The 15,370-nt window shown below is 68.3% G+C and carries 19 protein-coding genes; 1 reads left to right on the top strand and 18 read right to left on the bottom strand.

All coding sequences use genetic code 11. The features are described 5' to 3' along the window. Positions 1–2: 2 nt before the first annotated feature. The 18 genes from trbL to ACE3T2_RS14950 all read right to left on the bottom strand — a co-directional run bounded on the left by trbL (position 3) and on the right by ACE3T2_RS14950 (position 14,943). Positions 3–1,313 carry a P-type conjugative transfer protein TrbL gene (gene trbL, locus ACE3T2_RS15035; RefSeq protein ID WP_184723175.1) on the bottom strand — a complete coding sequence of 437 codons (1,311 nt, stop codon included), beginning with the start codon at positions 1,311–1,313 and terminating at the stop codon, positions 3–5. A gap of 1 nt (position 1,314) precedes the next feature. Further along, complete coding sequence (gene trbK-alt, locus ACE3T2_RS15030) at positions 1,315–1,617, bottom strand: putative entry exclusion protein TrbK-alt (RefSeq protein ID WP_184723178.1); 303 nt, start codon at positions 1,615–1,617, stop codon at positions 1,315–1,317. A 5-nt stretch (positions 1,618–1,622) separates the two neighbouring features. Further along, positions 1,623–2,381, bottom strand: coding sequence for a P-type conjugative transfer protein TrbJ (gene trbJ, locus ACE3T2_RS15025; protein ID WP_184723181.1), 759 nt, complete (start codon positions 2,379–2,381; stop codon positions 1,623–1,625). Further along, positions 2,378–4,867: a conjugal transfer protein TrbE gene (gene trbE / locus ACE3T2_RS15020; protein WP_374658752.1), complete on the bottom strand. Its 2,490-nt coding sequence runs from the start codon at positions 4,865–4,867 to the stop codon at positions 2,378–2,380. Before trbE ends, trbJ begins: the two co-directional genes overlap by 4 nt. After that, on the bottom strand, positions 4,864–5,145 hold the full coding sequence (locus ACE3T2_RS15015) for a VirB3 family type IV secretion system protein (RefSeq protein ID WP_048578621.1): 282 nt from the start codon (positions 5,143–5,145) through the stop codon (positions 4,864–4,866). The genes trbE and ACE3T2_RS15015 overlap by 4 nt, the downstream gene beginning before the upstream one ends. Beyond that, complete coding sequence (locus ACE3T2_RS15010; RefSeq protein WP_184723188.1) at positions 5,142–5,477, bottom strand: TrbC/VirB2 family protein; 336 nt, start codon at positions 5,475–5,477, stop codon at positions 5,142–5,144. The genes ACE3T2_RS15015 and ACE3T2_RS15010 overlap by 4 nt, the downstream gene beginning before the upstream one ends. Continuing rightward, positions 5,474–6,412: a P-type conjugative transfer ATPase TrbB gene (gene trbB / locus ACE3T2_RS15005; RefSeq protein WP_312219988.1), complete on the bottom strand. Its 939-nt coding sequence runs from the start codon at positions 6,410–6,412 to the stop codon at positions 5,474–5,476. Before trbB ends, ACE3T2_RS15010 begins: the two co-directional genes overlap by 4 nt. 220 nt (positions 6,413–6,632) lie before the next feature. Then, positions 6,633–7,061, bottom strand: coding sequence for a CopG family transcriptional regulator (locus ACE3T2_RS15000; protein ID WP_015459419.1), 429 nt, complete (start codon positions 7,059–7,061; stop codon positions 6,633–6,635). Between the two features lie 9 nt (positions 7,062–7,070). Next, complete coding sequence (locus ACE3T2_RS14995; protein WP_374658748.1) at positions 7,071–9,044, bottom strand: conjugal transfer protein TraG; 1,974 nt, start codon at positions 9,042–9,044, stop codon at positions 7,071–7,073. Positions 9,045–9,058: 14 nt separating this feature from the next. Further along, positions 9,059–10,819 carry a relaxase/mobilization nuclease domain-containing protein gene (locus ACE3T2_RS14990; RefSeq protein WP_374658746.1) on the bottom strand — a complete coding sequence of 587 codons (1,761 nt, stop codon included), beginning with the start codon at positions 10,817–10,819 and terminating at the stop codon, positions 9,059–9,061. Between the two features lie 238 nt (positions 10,820–11,057). Further along, complete coding sequence (locus ACE3T2_RS14985) at positions 11,058–11,741, bottom strand: lytic transglycosylase domain-containing protein (RefSeq protein ID WP_374658744.1); 684 nt, start codon at positions 11,739–11,741, stop codon at positions 11,058–11,060. A 187-nt stretch (positions 11,742–11,928) separates the two neighbouring features. After that, positions 11,929–12,264 carry a DUF736 domain-containing protein gene (locus ACE3T2_RS14980; protein WP_292179709.1) on the bottom strand — a complete coding sequence of 112 codons (336 nt, stop codon included), beginning with the start codon at positions 12,262–12,264 and terminating at the stop codon, positions 11,929–11,931. Between the two features lie 36 nt (positions 12,265–12,300). Further along, positions 12,301–12,846, bottom strand: a complete 546-nt coding sequence (locus ACE3T2_RS14975; RefSeq protein WP_312220760.1) for a S26 family signal peptidase — start codon at positions 12,844–12,846, stop codon at positions 12,301–12,303. After that, a complete protein-coding gene (locus ACE3T2_RS14970) occupies positions 12,843–13,349 on the bottom strand; it encodes a DUF2840 domain-containing protein (protein WP_292179703.1) in 507 nt (168 codons plus the stop codon). The genes ACE3T2_RS14975 and ACE3T2_RS14970 overlap by 4 nt, the downstream gene beginning before the upstream one ends. Next, the gene (locus ACE3T2_RS14965) at positions 13,346–13,612 is read right to left on the bottom strand and encodes an AlpA family transcriptional regulator (RefSeq protein WP_015459426.1); all 267 of its coding nucleotides are present in this window, start codon (positions 13,610–13,612) and stop codon (positions 13,346–13,348) included. Before ACE3T2_RS14965 ends, ACE3T2_RS14970 begins: the two co-directional genes overlap by 4 nt. A gap of 130 nt (positions 13,613–13,742) precedes the next feature. Then, complete coding sequence (locus tag ACE3T2_RS14960; protein WP_374658740.1) at positions 13,743–14,411, bottom strand: DUF2285 domain-containing protein; 669 nt, start codon at positions 14,409–14,411, stop codon at positions 13,743–13,745. Next, positions 14,305–14,526: a transcriptional regulator domain-containing protein gene (locus ACE3T2_RS14955; RefSeq protein ID WP_093063403.1), complete on the bottom strand. Its 222-nt coding sequence runs from the start codon at positions 14,524–14,526 to the stop codon at positions 14,305–14,307. Before ACE3T2_RS14955 ends, ACE3T2_RS14960 begins: the two co-directional genes overlap by 107 nt. A gap of 144 nt (positions 14,527–14,670) precedes the next feature. Then, complete coding sequence (locus ACE3T2_RS14950; protein WP_093063402.1) at positions 14,671–14,943, bottom strand: DNA -binding domain-containing protein; 273 nt, start codon at positions 14,941–14,943, stop codon at positions 14,671–14,673. A 157-nt stretch (positions 14,944–15,100) separates the two neighbouring features. Here ACE3T2_RS14950 and ACE3T2_RS14945 point away from each other — a divergent pair, with 157 nt between their 5' ends. Further along, a complete protein-coding gene (locus tag ACE3T2_RS14945; protein ID WP_292179657.1) occupies positions 15,101–15,328 on the top strand; it encodes a helix-turn-helix domain-containing protein in 228 nt (75 codons plus the stop codon). Positions 15,329–15,370: the final 42 nt, after the last annotated feature.

Below are 15,370 nucleotides of genomic sequence, written 5' to 3'. Positions count from 1 at the left end.
GATCAATCCTTCTGGCTGGTATCGACGGATGCGCCGCTGCCGCCGCCGTCGCCGGAGCGCAGCGTGTGGGCGGCAATGGTCGCGCCGTGGGTCATGGTCTGGCGGTTCTTCATCGCAGACGCCCAGGCGGGCGCGCCGGCCGGTGCGTCCGGCGACGGCGCGGAGCTGCCGCCCGAAATGGTCCCGCCCGTGGCGGTGACGGCCGCACGTCCACCGGAACGGTAGCTGTCCTTGAGCGAGGCGGCCGCCTTGCGGAGCGGTGACATGGCGGCACCGACCGCCGCTTGACCGACACCTCCAGCGCCGCCGGCAATGGCGGCAGCGCCGGTCTTGCCGGCCGAACCGAGTGCATAGGCGCTGTTGGCGGCGCCCGAAGTGAAGGCAGCGCCGCGCGCTGCGCCGCCTACTGCACCCGCCGCCGCGCCGACGCCGAGGCGCGCCGCAGCGGCGCCACCGGCCAGCGCGCCGCCGGCCGCAAGCACGGTTCCTGCCGCAGCCCCAGCGCCCAGCGCCGGGCCGCCCGAGACGATGCCGTTGGCGATCGACGGGCCGAAGATGCCAAGCCCGAGCAGACAGAGCGACGCGAGCGCGACCGCCAACGCATCCTCAATGCTGGGCTGCGCGCCGCCGAAACCGGCGCGAAACTCGTCGAACAAAGTCGAGCCGATGCCGACGATGACGGCGAGCACCAGCACCTTGATGCCGGACGAGATCACCAGCCCCAGCACGCGCTCGGCCATGAAAGCGGTCTTGCCGAACAGGCCGAAGGGCAAGAGGACAAAGCCGCAGAGCGTCGCCAGCTTGAACTCGATCAGCGTGATAAAGAGCTGAATCGACAGGATGAAGAAGGCGAGGATGACCAGCACCCAGGCAAACAGCAGCACCGCGATCTGGATGAAGTTCTCGAAGAACGACACCCAGCCCATCAGGTCGGATATGGATTCTAGGATCGGCTGGCCCGCGTCCAGACCGACTTGGGCGACCCGGCCTGGCTGGAGCAGCTCGGCGGCGGTGAAGCCGGTGCCTGACGCTTTCAGGCCAAGGCCGGCGAAGCTCTCGAAGACGATCCGCGCCAGGCTGTTCCAGTTACCGATGATGTAGGCGAAGACGCCGACAAACAGGGTCTTCTTGACGAGGCGTGCGATGATGTCATCGCCTTCACCCCAGGTCCAGAACAGCGCGGCCAGAGTCACGTCGATGACGATCAGGGTGGTGGCGATGAACGCCACCTCGCCGCCAAGCAGGCCGAACCCACTGTCGATGTAGCGGGTGAAGACATCCAGAAAGCGATCGACGACGCCGGTGCCGCCCATATCAATTCTCCTGCGGGGTGGCGCCATCGGCGATGCGGGCGGTGGGACGCGCGCCGGGCGCGAGGAACCGGCGACGGTTCTCGGCCCAGGCGCGCAGGCAATCGGGGTCGCTTGCCCCGGCCGCGCCGATCGACTGGCAGCGGCGCAGCTCGATCAGCAGCGGGTCCGTCGCCGATGTCTCGGCGACGGCCGCCGGTCCCGCGCGCGGTGGCTCGGGCGCACGGCTCATCTCGATCGCCGTCATCGTGATGGCGATGGCGATGAAGATGACGGCGCCGATGCGCGCGAGGAGCTTGCTATCCACGGGCGTCAGTCGTGGAACATGCGGGCGTTGCCCGGCTGATAGCCGGTGGAGCGCGTCAGGAAGCGGCGGAGCCGTTCGCGGCTTTCGGCTTCGACAGCGGCATTGCGGGCGGAGTCCAACGCCTGCGCCCGGCCCTGCGCGGCGAGCAGCGCCGTCAGGTCCGCGAGCTGCTGCGATTGCAGCGCGAGAAGCTGGTTGCCCGCCTGCGCGGCCTGGAGCGCGCCGGTGGCCGACTGGCTGGACGTGACCAGCCCGTCCATCGTCGTGCGCGTGCCGTCGATATTGCCGACGACGCCGGCCTGAACGCGCAGCGCGTCCTCGAACGCGCCGACGCTATCCTCCCAGCGCGCATTGGCGTTGGCGACCATCTCCGCGTGCGTGCCGGTCAGCGCCGCGCCCTTGTAGCGGCCGTTGAACACCTGCTGGACGTTCTGCACGTCGTAGGCGATACGCTGCGCCTCGCCGAGAAGCTGCTGGGTGCGCTGCACCTGCTGCTGCAACTGCTGAAGCGAGCTGAACGGCAGCGATGCCAGGTTGCGCGCCTCGTTTATCAGGCTGGTCGCCTGCTGCTGGATCTGCTGAATCTGATTGTTGACCTGTTGGAGCGACCGCGCGGCCGTCAGCACGTTCTGCGCATAGTTGGTCGGGTCATAGACGATCCCGCCGAACTGAGCGTGCGCCGAAGTGGCGACGGTGATGCCGATCATGCTCGACGTGGCGATGGCGCCGACCAGCATGGCGCGGCGCAGAATATTGGGTTTCATGGGGTCATGTCCTTCAAGGCAGGGGGGAGCTGGCCGGCATCTTCCCGTCGACCGGCCAGCGGATCGGGTTGAGGTTCGGGAAGAAGATCGACAGCCCAGGCCAGGCCGCGATGGCGCAACCATTCGGCGGCGAAGCGCTCGCGGCCGTGGGTCTCGACCAGCTCGGCGATGCGGAGCTGATCGGTCTTGGAAGACGCGGCGGCGAAGGCCAGCGCGACCTCGCCCAGCCCCAGCTCGAACAGCCGGTTGCCGCGCCGCGACTGGCAGTAATAGTCGCGCTTGGGCGTGGCCCGGCTGAGGATTTCGATCTGGCGGGCGTTGAGGCCGAAGCGCTCGTAGATGGCGGCAATCTGCGGTTCGGCCGCGCGCTCGTTGGGCAGGAAGATGCGCGTCGGACAGCTCTCGATGATGGCCGGCGCGATGTTCGAGGTTTCGATGTCGGCGAGGCTCTGCGTGGCGAACACCACGCTGGCGTTCTTCTTGCGCAGCGTCTTGAGCCATTCGCGGAGCTGCGCGGCAAAGTCGGGGCTGTCGAGAACCAGCCAGCCCTCGTCGATGATGATGAGCGTGGGCGAGCCGTCCAGCCGGCCTTCGATCCGATGGAACAGATATGACAGCACCGCGGCGGCTGATCCGGCGCCGACCAAGCCCTCAGTCTCGAACGCCTGCACCGACGCTTCGCCGAGACGCTCGGCTTCGGCGTCGAGCAGCCGGCCCCACGGGCCGCCAAGGCAATAGGAGGCGAGCGCCTGCTTGAGCTGCTGGCTCTGCAACAGCACGGCGAGCCCGGTCAGTGTGCGCTCCGGCACGGGTGCGCTGGCAAGCGAGCCGAGCGCCGACCACAGATGCTCCTTGGCCTGCGGATCGACCGCGACGCCTTCGGACGCGAGGATCGCCGCCAGCCATTCCGCCACCCAGGCGCGCTCGGCCGGATCGTCGATCCGGGCGAGCGGCTGGAGCTGCACGCCGTCGCCGGTCTCGTCGGCAAGCATCCCGCCCAAGTCCTGCCAGTCGCCGCCCATGCCGATCGCGGCGGCGCGAATGCTGCCGCCGAAGTCGAAGGCGAAGACCTGGCCGTTCTCGTAGCGACGGAATTGCATCGCCATGAGGGCGAGCAGCACCGACTTGCCGGCGCCGGTCGGCCCGACGATCAGCGTGTGGCCGACATCGCCGACGTGAAGGGAAAACCGGAACGGGGTCGAGCCTTCGGTCTTGCCGTAGAGCAAGGGGGGAGCACCGAAATGCTCGTCCCGTTCCGGCCCCGCCCATACTGCTGACAGGGGGATCAGGTGGGCGAGATTGATAGTGGAAATCGGGGGCTGGCGGACGTTGGCATAGGTGTGTCCGGGGAGGCTCCCCAGCCATGCCTCGATCGCGTTCATGCCTTCGGGGATGACGGTAAAGTCGCGGCCCTGGATGACCTTCTCGACCAGCCGCAGCTTTTCCGCCGCAATGGCTGGATCGCGGTCCCACACCGTCACCGTCGCGGTGACATAGGCCATGCCGGCATAGTCGGCGCCCAGCTCCTGCAGGGCGGTGTCGGCGTCGGCGGCCTTGTTAGATGCGTCGCTGTCCATCAGGACCGACGCCTCGTTGGTCATCACCTCTTTCAAGATCGCCATGACGCTCTTGCGCTTGGCGAACCACTGGCGTCGGATGCGGCTCAGCAGCTTGGTCGCGTCTGTCTTATCGAGCATGATCGCGCGGGTCGCCCAGCGATACTCGAAGGCGAGCCGGTTTAGCTCGTCGAGCACACCGGGGAAGGTCACGCTCGGGAAGCCGATGATAGTGAGCGTGCGAAGATGTTGGTCGCCGAGCTTCGGTTCGAGCCCGCCGGTCAGCGGCTCGTCGGCCAAAAGCGCGTCGAGGTGCATCGGCGTTTCCGGCACGCGGACGCTCTGGCGGCGCGTCGAAACCGTGCTGTGAAGATAGGTCAGCGTCTCGGCGTCATCGAGCCAGCGGACCTCGGGCACGAAACCTTCGACCAGGTTGAGCACCCGGTCGCTGCGGTCGGTGAAGCCCTTGAGCAGTTCCCACGGATCGACGCCGCTGGTGGACCGGCCCTCGTAAAGCCAACCTTCGGCGCGGGCGGCTTCTTCGGCCGGCGGCATCCACAGCAGGGTGAGGAAATAGCGGCTCTCGAAATGCGCGCCTTCCTCGCGGAACTGCTCGCGGCGCTCGAACTCGACCAGCGACGACACGGGATCGGGAAAGTCGGACTGCGGATAGTCGAGCGCGGGCGTGCGCTGCGCCTCGACGAAGATTGCCCAGCCGGAGCCGAGCCGGCGCAGCGAATTGTTCAGCCGTGCGGTCGTGGCGACCAGCTCGGCGGGCGTCGCGCTGTCAAGGTCGGGGCCGCGGAAGCGCGCGGTGCGCTGGAAACTGCCGTCCTTGTTTAACACGACCCCCGCACCGACCAGCGCCGCCCAAGGCAGGAAGTCGGGCAGGTTCGCAGCTTTGCTGCGATATTCGCGCAAGCTCATCATGGCCGCATCCATGTCGGGTAGCGGAGGTGACGCCGGGCCACGTCCACGAATTGCGGGTCGCGGCGGGCGGCCCAGACGGACAGCCCGTGGCCGACAGCCCAGATGACCAGACCGGCGATCCACAGGCGCAGGCCGAGGCCGATCGCGCCCGCCAGCGTCCCGTTGACGATGGCGAGCGAGCGCGGGGCGCCGCCGAGCAATATCTGCTCGGTCAGCGCCCGGTGGACCGGGGCGAAGTAGCCCGCGATCGGTTCGCCATGATCGGCCGCACCGTTCATGCGATCAGCGCTCCGCCGCCGAACGAGAAGAACGACAGGAAGAAGCTCGACGCGGCGAACGCGATCGACAGGCCGAATACGATCTGGATCAGCCGGCGCGAGCCGCCCGACGTGTCGCCAAACGCGAGCGTCAGCCCGGTCACGATGATGATGATGACGGCGATGATCTTCGCCACCGGCCCCTCGATGCTTTCGAGGATCGACTGGAGCGGCGCTTCCCACGGCATCGACGAGCCGCTGGCATGGGCCGGAACGGCGAACGTCAGCGCGATCACGCTGGCGGTAGCGGTGAGCATGGCGCGGCGTGCGCCATGCCGAAGGGCATGGATCATTGCAGGTCTCCGGGCTTGGGGGTGGTGAAAGGTGCGAGGCGGTAGTCGCCGGTCGCGGGGTCGATCCCTTCGACGCGGGCCAGCTCGGTCAGCCGGCGGCCGTGCGCGTCGCGGACCAGCACGGCGATCAGGTCGATCGTCTCGGCGATCAGCGCGCGGGGGACCGTCACGACGGCCTCTTGGATGAGCTGTTCCATGCGGCGCAGCGCGCCGAGCGCGGTGCCGGCGTGGATCGTGCCGACCCCGCCGGGGTGGCCGGTGCCCCAGGCTTTGATGAGGTCGAGCGCCTCGGCGCCGCGCACCTCGCCGATGGGGATGCGGTCGGGGCGCAGGCGCAGCGACGAGCGGACCAGCTCGGACAGCGACACCACGCCGTTCTTGGTCCGCATGGCGACAAGGTTCGGCGCGGCGCATTGCAGCTCGCGCGTGTCTTCGATCAGGACGATGCGGTCGGTGGTCTTGGCGACTTCCGCCAAGAGAGCATTGACCAGCGTGGTTTTGCCCGCGCCGGTGCCGCCCGCGACGAGGATGTTGGCGCGGGTCTCGACGCCGTGGCGCAACGCCTCGGCCTCGGCCGTCGACATGATGCCGACGCGCGCATAGTCGTCGAGCGTGAACACGGCGACGGCGGGCTTTCGGATGGCGAAGGCTGGCGCGGCGACGACAGGCGGCAGCAACCCCTCGAACCGCTCACCGCCTTCTGGCAGCTCGGCCGAGACGCGCGGGGAACGGCCGTGAACCTCGACGCCGACGTGATGGGCGACCAGGCGAACGATGCGCTCACCGTCGGCGGCGCTCAGCAACTCGCCCGTGTCGCTGACGCCCTCGCCGAGCCGGTCCAGCCACAGCCGTCCGTCCGGGTTGAGCATGACTTCGATGACGGCGGGGTCGTCGAGCCAGCCCGCGATCGACGGCCCGAGCGCGGTGCGCAGCATCCGCGCGCCACGTGATTTTGCCTCGGATCGGATCGGGTGGATGGTCAACGACTGGCCCCTGCAAAGGACCGGGCGAACCGCCGCCCGGCTGTCGGGGCACATCAAGAGACGCAGGAATACTCAGGCCGCAACAGCTACTTGTCGGCGTAGTAGAGGGGGCGGCAGATACGGTGCCGAGGGCGGAAGCGGCTTTCCGCTACATCATGATCGGCGGTGCAATTCAGTCCGACTCGGACGATGTCGAGCGCGGCCAGACATCTTCGGGAATCTCGTCCATCAAGGTCTTGCCGCTGGCGAAGCGCCGGCCGAGCGTTTCGATAAAGCCCTCGTAGCGCTTGCGGCCTTTGACCTGCGCCGCCGCCTGATCTTCGTCGGGCAGCGGCGGCGTCACCGCCAGCCAGAACCGGACGAACAGGGACAGCGCCTCGGTGGAAAGGCCGGTGTTGCGCTCCAGCCGTTGCACCTGTCGCGACAGGCGATCAAGCCTGCGCGCGAACGCCGCCTCCATCCGGTCGGCGCCGTCCGGGGACAGGTAAGAAGTGACCGCTGCCTCCACGATCGCGGATCGCGAGATTCGTCGGCGGATCGCCAGCTCATCGACCTGCTTAGCGAGCGCGGGCGGGAAATAGACGTTGAGCCGGGTTCGCATGACGGCCTCCTACAAGTCGATGCCATCGCCCGGATCGAGCGACGCCTGCCGCGCGAGCCCTTGCATCCGGCGGCGCACGGCCGCTTGCCGGGCCGCGTCATCCTGTTCGTCATCGACGATCGAAAACTCCTGGCTCGGCGGGGCCGTCGTCTCTGGCGCGATAGCGACATGCTCCGGCAGCTCGGGCTCGCGGCGCAGTCCGCCATTGGCGGCGTCCTCGGCATCGCGGACGATGCGCGCGACCTGCTTCGGGTCGGCGGATGCCTGCCGCCCGGTCCAGTCATCGGGCATCACCCTGGCCGCCTCCGGCGCGGGCGCCGACGCGATCCGCTCGGACAGGCGGCGATCCTGATAGTAGCGCGCCTTCTTCGCGCGGATCGGATGGACGCCCGCGACCATGACGATCTCGTCGTCGGGCGGGAGCTGCATCACCTCGCCGGGAGTGAGGAGCTGGCGGGCGGTCTCCGACCGCGACACCATCAAATGCCCGAGCCACGGCGACAGGCGATGCCCGGCGTAGTTCTTCATCGCCCGCATCTCGGTGGCGGTGCCGAGCGCATCTGAAACGCGCTTGGCGGTGCGCTCGTCGTTGGTGGCGAAGCTCACGCGGACATGGCAGTTGTCGAGGATCGCGTTGTTGGGGCCGTAAGCCTTCTCGATCTGATTGAGCGACTGCGCGATCAGGAACGCCTTGAGCCCGTAGCCCGCCATGAACGCCAGGGCGGACTCGAAGAAGTCGAGGCGGCCAAGCGCGGGAAACTCGTCGAGCATCAACAGCACGCGATGGCGGTTCCCCTTCGGGGTCAGCTCCTCGGTCAGCCGGCGCCCGATCTGGTTGAGGATGAGGCGGATCAGCGGCTTGGTGCGCGAGATGTCGCTGGGCGGCACCACCAGATACAGCGTCGCCGGCCTATCGCCCTCGACCAGATCCGATATGCGCCACTGGCAGGCCCGCGTGACCTGCGCCACGACGGGGTCGCGGTAGAGGCCGAGGAACGACATGGCCGTGCTGAGCACACCGGACCGTTCGTTGTCCGATTTGTTCAGCAGCTCGCGCGCGGCGCTGGCGACGACGGGATGCACGCCCGCTTCGCCGAGGTGCGGCGTCGCCATCATCGCTGCTAAGGTCTGCTCGATCGTGCGCGCCGGGTCCGAGAGGAATCCAGCGACGCCGGCCAAGGTCTTGTCCGCCTCGGCATAGAGGACGTGGAGGATCGCGCCGACCAGCAGCGAGTGTGACGTTTTCTCCCAATGGTTCCGGCGCTCCAGCGAGCCTTCGGGATCGACCAGCACGTCCGCGACATTCTGCACGTCGCGCACCTCCCATTGGCCGCGCCGCACCTCCAGCAACGGGTTGTAAGCCGCCGACGCCGCGTTGGTCGGATCGAACAGCAGCACGCGGCCGTGTCGCGCGCGGAAGCCCGCGGTCAACGTCCAGTTCTCGCCCTTGATGTCGTGAACGATCGCCGACGCCGGCCAGGTCAGCAGCGACGGCACGACCAGGCCGACGCCCTTGCCCGAACGGGTCGGGGCGAAGCACAACACATGCTCGGGGCCGTCGTGGCGGAGATAGTCGCGGGCGAGCCTGCCGAGCACGACTCCGTTCGGCCCCAGCAACCCGGCCGCATGAACTTCGCGCTCGGTCGCCCAGCGCGCCGAGCCGTAAGTCTCGGCGTTCTTCAATTCACGCGCACGCCAGACCGACATGCCGATGGCGACGGCGATCGACGCGAACCCGCCCGATGCGGCGATGAACGCGCCCGTCTTGAAGATGTTGGGCGCGTAGGCGTCGAACGAAAACCACCACCAGAAGAAGGCCGGCGGCGGATAGATGCGCCAGCCGAAGGCAACGACCCACGGCGGGCCTAGCTCGGGCTGGTAGGCTAACGCGGCGGCGGTCGACTGCGTCGCGCCCCACACCCCGGCGAGCACGATCAGGAACACGATGATGATCTGGCCCCAAAGTATCTTGGTCGCGGACATGGAGGTCTCCTGATTTAGATGCCGAGGCCGCGCTTGCGGCCGAGTGTCCAGTCGATGCCGCCACCGGCGCGGACGACGCCGGACACCTGACGGCCGAGCTGCTGTTCGAGGGTGCTGGCCCAAGGCACGAGCCGGAAGCCGAGGCCGTCGTCGATCATGGCGAAGCGGCCGGAGGCGAGCGCAAGACGCTGGCGCACGATGCCGGCGATCTTTTCGCCGGACACGGCGGGGCGATAGGCGAGGCCGGTCTCGCCCGCGATCTTCGCGCCAACCGCGTCCAGCTCGCGCTTGCGGAGCGTTTCGAGCATCCCGCGCTCGAACACCGTCCGCTCGCCGAAGCGGCGGGCCAGCCCTTCCTTGACGAGATGGTCGGTGCGCGCGTCCATCGCGCGCCGCACCTCGGCGCCGAACCCGCCATCGACGACGCCAGCGCCGCGCTCGATCAGCCGATGGTCGAGCCAGGTCGCGCCAGGCGCCTTTACCTGTGCGGTAAGGTCGAGATCCGATCGGGTGGCGAGGATAAAGGTCGGCTTCTCCTCGCCGGCCCGTTCGATCGCGCGCAGCTCGACGATACCGCCGAGCTTGGGGCTGTGCTCCAGCGCCTCGATGCCGGGCAGCCGGACATGGTGGGTGCGGCCATCGGTGCCGTCGATCACAGCATAGGCCGTGCCGGTCAGCTCGTCGTGCAAGCCCTTGTCGATCAGCCGGCCAGCGATCGGCGTCTCGGGCGCGCTGGTGACGACGGCGTAGCTGTCGAGCGGCCGGTCCTGACCATGCTCGCGGAGCGCCGCGCCGATCATGCGGATGATGTCGCCGCGCGTGCCCAGCTCGCGCAGCTTCGCCGCCGCGCCTTCCGCCACCGCCCATTGGCCGGAATCGCCTTCGGCCGCGAGCCCCATCGTCTCCAGATGCTGCAAGCGGCCTATCATCAAGCGGCGAAGCCGCGGGTCGTCGGGGCCGGGCCGCTCGGGGCGCAGGTCGATGACGCCCAGCTCATCGGCGGAACGCTGGATCTCGGAATCGAGCCGGGTCCAGCGTTCCACCGTCACCTCGCGGTCGAGCGCGCGCTGCACCTCATGCTCGGGTTTCGGTCCAAGCTCGGCGAAGGCCAGGTCTTGTGCGCGCGAGCGGAGATTGTGGCTGATGTAGTCGCGGGAGATGACGAGATCGGCGCCCTGATCGGTAACGCCGCGCACGAGCAAGTGGACGTGCGGATTGTCGGTGTTCCAGTGATCGACCGCGACCCAATCGAGTCGCGTGCCCAGGTCGGCCTCCATCTGGCGCATGAGGTCGCGCGTGTATTCGCGCAGGTCGGTCAGCTCGGCGGCGTCTTCGGGCGACACGATCACCCTGAAATGGTGCCGGTCATCCCTGCACCGCTCGGTGAAACCGCGATCGTCCGCGTTGTCGCCGGCCGCGTCGAACATGCGCGTCGGCGAACCGTCGCGGGTGACGCCTTCGCGCTTCAAATACGCGACGTGCGCGGACAGCGCCGCCGAGCGCCGGCCGCCCCGGCTGCGGGTGGTCACGGGCAGCATCTTGACCATGACTCGGCGGCCCGAGCCGAACAGGCGGCTGCGGGCGAACGCGGTGCGACCCCGCCCGAAGGTCGATTGCGCGCCCCGGCGCGCGCCGCTGGCGCCGCCGCGCCGGCCGCCGCTATGGATCGCGGCCACCCGCAACACCTCGGCGACCAGGCCGCGGGCATTGCGGCCCTGCGCCTTGCTGCGCTTCGCCTTGCCCGGCCGGACGCGGAAGTCGCTGTCCTCGCTCACGGCCGGGCTGCCTTCGGCCGAGAATGGCCTATGGTGCCATTGGAGGCGTTGATTTCGCTAGCTTTTCCCTTCCGCGCGGCACGCGCGCCGACCGACGCCCCCGCGTGAAGCCACGGAAAAGCCTCGGCTTTTCGGCTAAACGGGGCGCTGCTTATATCTTGCCCTCGTCTGTCCCTGCCGTTTTCCTCCTCCCCAGCGCCCTCACTGCTTCGGACAGATGAAGGGAGCGACAAGCCGATCATTGCGGTCGGCCCGCGCGGGCGCGGGACACGAACAGCGTGTCGCGCGGAGCATTGGCGGACGGATCGGCCGCGCGAACGTCGCCGTCCGATTGCCCGGCGACAGCGTCCGATGCGGCGCTGGCGGTGCCGACGAACAGCGCCGCACGACGCCATGCAAACGGATCAGGCGTAGCGGTCGCCGTCACCTCTCCCGCGCCCGCTGCACCGGTGATCGGTACGAGTTGGGCGAGATAGCCAACCGTCTCGGCGGGCAGCGGACGGCCGCGCGACACGAAGTCGTCGTAGCGGCCCGGTCCCGCATTATAGGCCGCCAGCATCGCGCTAGCGTTGCCGTAGCGGTCGTGCATCTCGCGCAGGTAGGCCGCACCCGCCATGATGTTGTCGCGCACATCGAACGGATCGGGGCCGAGGCCGTAGCGGGTGCGCAGCCCCGCCCAGGTCGCGGGCATGATCTGCATCAAGCCCATCGCCCCGGCGCGCGAGACGGCGCGGGAATTGCCGCCGCTCTCGACGCGCATCACGGCCCATATCCACGCCTCGGGGATGCCGAACCGCCGTGCGGCTTCGGCGACATGACCGGCGTAAGGATGGATGACGGCCGATCGCGCGGCGGGCATATCCTGCGCCATCGCCGGGGCAGACAAAGCGCCGCCGGGCAGCAGGACGACGGCAAGCGCCACCGCCGATCCGACTCCGCTCCGACGCCAGCCTGCCAGCGTGCTCGCTGCGGTAAAGGGTGCGCGCGGAGCGCCGGCCTTCGGCCGCCCTTGACCTTCGCTGCGCGCCCCGGCCGGCCTGCGACCGAGCGGGACGAAGGGATGAGACGGCTCTCCCGCGAGCAAAGGGATGATGATCGGCCGCACGGGATCAGTCCTGCTCGCGCGACTTTGGCTGGCGGTTCCAGCGCAGCGACCAGGCCGATTTGTCGGCGGTGTTCTGGAACAGCGCGGCGCGGATTGGCTGTGCAAAGGCGGGGTCGTCGATACGGAGCGAGACGTAATCCCCGGCGCGCTCGCCGCTCTCGTTCCAGCCGGCGCCGATCTCCGGGCCTTCACCATCGTCGCCGCGGTGGACGCGCCAGTCGGGCGCCTTGTCGGCGTCGCTCGGCTCGGCCGGAACGATCGAGATACGGATGTCGAGCGTCGCCGTCTCGATGATGCCTTCGTAGCCGTTGGCGGTGCGGAAGAAGCTGCCGATCTGCATGGGAATCTCCTTTGGGTTGGCAGGCGAGGAAGCGGGTCAGCGCCAAATGAGCGGCGCGTCGGGCGTGTCGCGGGTGAGGATCGGGATCGCGCGGCCGAGCACGGTCGAGGTGGGCAGCGGTCCGAAATAGCGACCGTCCATGCTGTCGGCGTGGTCGGGGTTGAGCATCAGCAGCTCGCCGGCGCGCAGCGTGCGGCAGCCCTGCCAGACCGGCAGCGGGCGCCCCCGGCCGTCACGCTGGCGGGCGGCGACGATGGGCTGGCCATCGATGCTCACCACCGCGTCGATGCGGCACACGATCTGCCCCGGCCGCGCGGCGACATGCTTCAACAGCGGCACGCGCTCGCCGAGATAGCCACGCTCCGCCAGCCAGCGCGCCAGCGCCGGCGGCGGCGTCACGGCGACCAGCGCGCCGAGCGGTGGATCGGCCGATGGCTCGATCCGGTAGAGTCCGATCGGCGCGCTCGCGCTGGCATTCCAGACGACGCGCGGGAACGGGTCGAACACCGCGATAGCGGCAAACGATGCACCGAACAGCGACGCGGCGGAGACCGTCGCAATGCCCCATCGACGGCGGGTCATCGCTCGATCTCCCGGCGCTTGAGCCAGGCGCGATGGCGCTCCATCGTGTAGGGGCGCGGCGGCTGGCCGGCAGCGATGCGGTTATGAACGTGACGCCAATGGTCGGGCGCGGCGTCGCACGGATCGACGCCGGCGGCCTCGGTCGCGTCGATCGCGGCGAGCACTTGGCTGACCTTCGGCCAGCCCTCGATCTTGAGCAGGATGTCGCCGCCCGGCCGCACGAACGGCAGCGTCGTGAACGGCTCGCCCATGCCGACCGCGCGCACGATGTCGATACGCGAGCTGACCGTGCCATAGTCGTTGGCCGCCCAGCGGACGAAGGCGAAGATGGCGGCGGGACGGAAGCGAACGATGCGGCGGCGGCGATCGACGATCTCGTCAACGGCGACGCGCCCGAACCTGATCCAGTGCTCGATCCGCTTTTCAATCCACGTCAGTTCGACGCGGACCATACCGTCGTCGGAAGGCTGGCGGTGGCGCATGGGTGACGGCGGGACGGTCATCGCCGGCTCCGGGCGATGGCCGAATCCGCGCGCGGCATGAGGTCGTCCTGCCCCGGATCGGAGGTCGAATGCTTGATGCCGATGTCCGCCCAGGCGCGCAGATCATCGACCGAATAGACCACCCGGCCGCCGATCCGTCGGTAGGCCGGGCCGGTCCCGAAATAGCGGTGCTTCTCAAGGGTGCGGCCTGAAAGGCCGAGGAATCGCGCGGCTTCCGGCGTGCGCAAGAAGCGTGGCGGCAGGTTGGTAGGCGTATCGGACAAGGGACGGCTCCTGCGGGCGGTGGCGGCAGGAGGCGTATTTGTCAGAACGAAAGCGCTTGGGTGGGGTATGAAGATGTGCGGCTGCACGGATGCGACCACCCCCTAAAGGGTGTCGCTGGTGGCGCTCGGATCAACGGATGCGGAGCAGTTTGCGGTAGTCGCCGTTCATCATCGCGATGCCGTCGCGGACCAGGCGCACCACGAATGACCGCGACGCCGACATTTTCCAGTCGCTTGCTGACAGCCGGGCGGCGTCGTCACGGCCCAGGGCGGTCGCGATCTCACGATAGGTTGCGCCCTCGTCGCGCAGGTCGAGCGCGCGGAGCATAAGGTCGAGCCGCGCCAGCCGGTAGGCGGTCAGCGGCCAGCCGCGCGGCAGCGGCCCTGCCGCGCGACCGAGCAGCCGGCGGTGGAAGCGCAACAGGCTGGCGATGCGGGTGATGAAATCCTTGTCCAACGGGACAACGGCGGCGAGCAGCCGGCCGGGCTGCGGATCGCGCAGCCACAGCCGATGCTCGCCGGCCGCATCGGCGACAATGACATGGCGTCCTTCAATTCCAGCTTGGTCGGCGAGCAACGCACCGAGGGCGCGCGGATCAACCGGAGTGGCGGTTTTGAATCCATCCGGTGCGGCGTCGAGAATGACCGTGACGGCGGTCAGTTCCGGACGCCAAACAACCGGGTCTGAAAAGTCATCCGGCGCCGTGGCGAAAAGACAACCCCCAGCGCCGCGCGAACGCCGTTTCGGCGGCGTTCTTTGCGACGGCGCCGTCCGCGATGCGTTGCTGCATCTGCGCATGTTCGGCGCGATAGGTGTGGTTTCGCCGCAAAAACTCGGCGGCTAGATCGGCGCGACCGAGCGCGTCGGACAGATTGCCGGCGCGCCGCTGGCGCCGGCTCGGCGGCGTCGGCATTGCATCCTCCAATCGCGCTATGCGCAGATTTCGGAGGATGAAAGTCGCCGCCTTACCCAACGCATGATAGCGCCAAGGATGAGTTCAACCATGCCGCGCGCGCTGCGACGGAAGCAATGAATTGATACCAAAATGGATTAAAACTTAACGACTTAGCGGGCGCTCGCAGCCGAGCAGATGCGCGTAACCAACCTCCGTCATCCACCGCGCGCGAGCAAGGTGGCTATCGTGCATCGCCTTGGCTCGTTGCGGCTCGGCGGCTGGGTCTACGCCGAGAATCACGGCCGCCGCCTCGCGCCAGTCCGCTCCTCCTTCGTCCGCATCGAGCAGCCGCAAATAGACAGTGAGATGGCTTTCGTCATAGGCCGTGAGCTGCGATACCTCCGGCGCGCGATCGGCGAATTGGCTGGTGCTCATGGTGTCCCCGTTAACCAGTCTAGCTCAAAAAACAGAACCGGATATGCGCAAGCCTTGCATCGTTAGATGCACCTCCCGCAGCGGCGGATAGTGCGATTTAGCCAATACAACTGATATGGGATAAACCGGATGAGATGTATCGTCCAGCTTCGCGCGCATGGATATGCGCCGCCTAGTGGGATTGAACTTCGCCAAGCTGAGGAAGGATAAGGGCTTTACCCAAGAGCGCTTTGCCGAGACGTCCGGCTTTACCCAACAATATGTCAGCGATCTGGAGCGCGGCCAGCGCAATCCGACCGTCGTCACCTTGTTTCACTTGGCTTCCGCGCTTGGCGTCACGCCCGCCGATCTTGTTGCCGAACTCGATCCGTCCGAAACCGACTAGCTCCGCAAAACTTCGGCGCGAGCCGGGCACCAGCCCGGCGAG

This window comes from Phenylobacterium sp. (assembly GCF_041919955.1).
In the GTDB taxonomy this organism is placed as follows: Bacteria; Pseudomonadota; Alphaproteobacteria; order Caulobacterales; family Caulobacteraceae; genus Phenylobacterium.
Note: the sequence above shows the minus strand (reverse complement) of the source record. Positions and strands in the feature narration are given on the sequence as shown.